This window comes from Clostridium sp. (assembly GCF_036639235.1).
In the GTDB taxonomy this organism is placed as follows: Bacteria; Bacillota; Clostridia; order Clostridiales; family Caloramatoraceae; genus Clostridium_AB.
On record NZ_JAVWJB010000081.1, the window covers coordinates 1 to 4,476 of the forward strand.

Here is a 4,476-nt window from a genome sequence, read left to right on the forward strand (position 1 = left end):
GTAGTAAGTTTAATAAGAATTTTACGTCTATCCTTAGGATCTTGAAGTCTTTCCACAAGTCCTTCACTTATAAGATTATCTATTATAGGTGTCATATTAGGCTTAGATATTCTTAGGCTTTCTGCTATTTTGGATACGGTAGCCTCCTGTCCATGGTGTACTAGGTAGAAAATCACCTTAACATGGGAAGGTGGCAGCGGCATACACTTTACTAGTTCATCCTGACTAAATGTTGTTCTGTGAATTCTAATTATTAAGCTAAACAGATTTTCTGAAATATCAATTAAAGTGTTATCCATAATACCTTCTCCTTATAAATAATATTAAGTTAAGTATATATTAAAAAAATATTAAGTTCAATAAAAAAGTTATTGACTTATAATAGTTATAAAAATATAATTAATATGAAATAAGAAATAATTAAATTGGGTTGGCTTAAAAGGAGGCTGGAAAATGTTTAAACTAATTAAACATCTAAAGAAGTACTGGGTAGCTATAGTATTAATCATTGGATTATTAGTTATTCAGGCATCAGCAGACCTTTCTCTTCCAGAATACACTTCAAGAATAGTTAACGTAGGTATTCAGCAGGGCGGGGTAGAGGATTCTGCAATTAAAGTTATTAAGGAAAAAGATCTTAATAATTTATTATTATTTATAGACGCAAATAATAAGGAAGAAATCCTTAAACAATATACACTAGTAGATGGAAAAAATATAAAAGAGTCAAGTTTTTCAAAGTATTTTACCAGCTACGACAAAATAAATAATCATAGAATATACCTTCTGAAAGAAAGCTTAACTGAGGAGGAAGTATCTAGGGTAAGTAGCATACTTGCAAAGCCAATGCTTATAGTAGAGTCTTTAAATGACCCTAAAACAGCAGCTATGCTTAAGGGGGAAATTAATAAAACATTACCTCCAGCTATGAAGCTTGGCAGTGATGATAACCTTATTGAGTTTTTAGGGAAGATAGATCAGGAAGCAAGATTTAAAATTCGCGATAAATTCCTTGAGAAATTCGATTCTATGCCAGAGGGAATACTAGCTCAGGCAGCTACTTCATATGTAAGAGCAGAGTATAAGGCAATTGGAATAGATGATAGTAAGCTTCAAAATGGATTTATTATGATTACAGGTGGAAAAATGCTTTTACTTGCACTTGTAAGTTTAGTGGCAACTGTTGTTGTAGGATTTATAGGAGCTAGGGTAGCAGCTTCACTTGGACGTGACCTTAGAGGGGATGTATACTCAAAGGTTGTTAATTTCTCAAGTGCTGAAATGGATAAGTTCTCAACAGCATCACTTATTACACGTAGTACTAATGACATTCAGCAGATTCAGCTTTTAATGGTTATGCTACTTAGGGTAGTATTCTATGCACCTATTCTTGGAATTGGTGGAATCATAAAGGTTATGGGAACTGAAAGTTCAATGTCATGGATAATTGCAGTTGCAGTTGTTGCTATACTTTCACTTGTAGCAATACTATTTGGCCTTGCAATGCCAAAGTTTAAGTCACTTCAAAAACTTGTTGATAAGGTTAACCTTGTAACACGTGAAATACTAACAGGTATGATGGTATCCCGTGCATTTGGAACAAGTAAACACGAAGAAGAAAGATTTGACCATGCTAACCGTGACTTAACTAGGACTAATCTATTTGTTAATAGAACAATGGCAACTATGATGCCACTTATGATGCTTATTATGAATGGTATAGCGGTTCTTATAGTATGGAACGGTGCCCATAATGTAGATGCTGGGACTATGCAGGTTGGAGATATGATGGCATTTATCCAGTATACAATGCAGATAATAATGTCATTCTTAATGATATCTATGATATCAATTATGCTTCCAAGAGCTACTGTTGCAGCTGCTAGAGTTGATGAAATATTAACTACACCACTATCTATTAAAGATAAGGAAACTGTTACTGAGCTAACTAATCATATTAATCAAATAGAGTTTAAAAATGTATACTTTAAATATCCGAATGCTGAGGATTATGTTCTAAAGAATCTTAACTTTACTATGAATAAGGGGAAGACTACCGCAATAATCGGAAGTACAGGTAGTGGTAAGTCTACACTTATTAATTTAATTCCTCGTTTTTATGATGTAACTAAGGGAGAAATTCTTGTTAATGGTATAGATATTAGAGAGGTTTCACAGAAGAAACTTCGTGATAAGATTGGATTTGTACCTCAAAAGGGAGTGTTATTCTCAGGTACAATTGAATCAAATCTTAAATATGGAAAGCAAAGTGCCAGTGAAGAAGAAATTGAAAAGGCAGCTAGAATATCACAATCACTAGAATTTATTAATGCTAAGGAAGATGGATATAATTCAGAAATATCACAGGGCGGTTCTAATGTTTCAGGTGGTCAAAAACAAAGACTATCAATTGCTAGGGCAATAGCTAAAAGCCCTGATATGTATATATTTGATGATAGCTTCTCAGCACTTGATTATAAAACAGACGTAGCATTAAGACGTGAACTTAGTAGAGAAACTACTGAAAGCATAGTGTTAATTGTTGCTCAAAGAATTAGTACAATTCTTCATGCAGACCAGATTATAGTACTTGATGAGGGTAATATAGCTGGAATAGGTAAGCATAAGGAACTTCTAAAAAACTGTCAGGTTTATAGGGAAATAGCTCTATCACAACTTTCAAAGGAGGAGCTAGAAGATGAGTAAACTAAAAAACAAAAAGCCTTCTATGGGAGGTCCTATGGGACACGGACATATGGGAGGTACAGGAGAAAAGGCAAAGGATTTTAAGGGAACAATGAAAAACCTTGCAAAATACCTTTCACCATATAAAGTTCATATTTTAGTAGTTATTCTATTCTCAATAGGAAGTGCTGCATTTTCAATTGTAGGACCTAAAATACTAGGTAATGCTACAACTGAAATATTCGAAGGACTTGTAAACAAGGTTCAAGGAAGTGGCAGTGGGATTAATTTCACTAAAATAGGTGAGATACTAATGTATCTACTAGGATTATATGTTTTAAGTTCTGTTTTTGGAGTAATTCAAGGATATATTATGTCTGGAGTTACACAGAAGGTCTCATATAATCTTCGTGATTCAATATCTAAAAAGATAAACCGTATGCCACTTAAGTACTTTGATTCTAAGTCACATGGTGAGGTTTTATCAAGGGTAACAAATGACGTTGATACTGTAAGTTCAAACCTTAACCAGGCTATGACTCAGGTTATAACTTCTATTACAATGCTTATAGGGGTACTAATTATGATGATTAGCATTAGTATACCAATGACTATTGCAGCAATTTTGGTTCTTCCACTATCTGCAATTTGTATAATGTTCATTATAAAAAGATCACAAAAATACTTTAAGTCTCAACAGGAATACCTAGGTCATATTAATGGTCAGGTTGAAGAGGTTTATGGAGGGCATAATGTTGTTAAGGCATTTAATGGTGAGGAAGATACTATTAAGGAATTTAATAAGCTAAATGATACACTTTATTCTTCAGCATGGAAGTCACAATTCCTATCTGGAATGATGATGCCACTTATGAATTTTATAGGAAACTTAGGCTACGTTGTTGTATCAATACTTGGAGGGTTCCTAGCTATTAATGGGACTATTAAGGTTGGAGATATTCAGTCATTTATACAATACGTAAGAAGCTTTAACCAGCCAATAGCACAGGTAGCACAGGTTGCTAACCTTATGCAGTCAACTGCAGCTGCAGCGGAAAGGGTTTTTGAATTCCTAAATGAAGAGGAAGAAGAGCAGCTTGCTAAGAATCCTGTTTCACCAAATGAATTAATGCCAAGGGTTGAGTTTGACCATGTAAGCTTTGGATACAAGGAAGGTGAAACAATTATTAAGGACTTTTCAGCTAATATTAAGTCAGGACAAAAAGTTGCAATTGTTGGACCAACTGGTGCTGGTAAAACAACTATTATTAAGTTGTTAATGAGATTCTATGATGTTAACTCAGGATCAATATTAATAGATGGCCATAACATTAAAGATTTTAACAGAGAAGACTTAAGAAGTTTATTTGGAATGGTTCTTCAGGATACATGGCTATTTAATGGTTCAATTATGGAGAATATTAGATATGGTAGACTTACAGCAAGTGATGAGGAAGTTATTAAGGCTGCGAAGGCTGCATATGTTGATGGATTTGTTAGAACTCTTCCTGATGGATACAAAATGGAGCTTAATGAAGAGGCAAGTAACGTATCACAGGGACAAAAGCAATTATTAACTATTGCTAGGGCAATACTTGCAGATCCTAAGATATTAATTCTTGATGAGGCAACAAGTTCAGTAGATACTAGAACTGAGGTGCTTATACAAAAAGCAATGGATAGACTTATGGAGGGAAGAACAAGCTTTGTTATTGCCCATAGACTATCAACAATAAAAGATGCAGACTTAATCCTAGTTATGAAGGATGGAGATATAGTAGAATCAGGAAC

The 4,476-nt window shown here is 34.0% G+C and carries 3 protein-coding genes; 2 read left to right on the top strand and 1 reads right to left on the bottom strand.

The window, feature by feature from the left end:
• A partial coding sequence (locus tag RR539_RS10435) for a MarR family winged helix-turn-helix transcriptional regulator (protein ID WP_332500416.1) occupies positions 1–299 on the bottom strand: 299 nt, incomplete at its 3' end.
• 154 nt (positions 300–453) lie between these two features.
• Between RR539_RS10435 and RR539_RS10440 the strand changes: the two genes are divergently transcribed.
• Entirely contained in the window at positions 454–2,706 is a 2,253-nt protein-coding gene (locus RR539_RS10440; RefSeq protein ID WP_332483827.1) for an ABC transporter ATP-binding protein, read from the top strand.
• A partial coding sequence (locus tag RR539_RS10445) for an ABC transporter ATP-binding protein (protein WP_332483826.1) occupies positions 2,699–4,476 on the top strand: 1,778 nt, incomplete at its 3' end. The genes RR539_RS10440 and RR539_RS10445, both read left to right, overlap by 8 nt.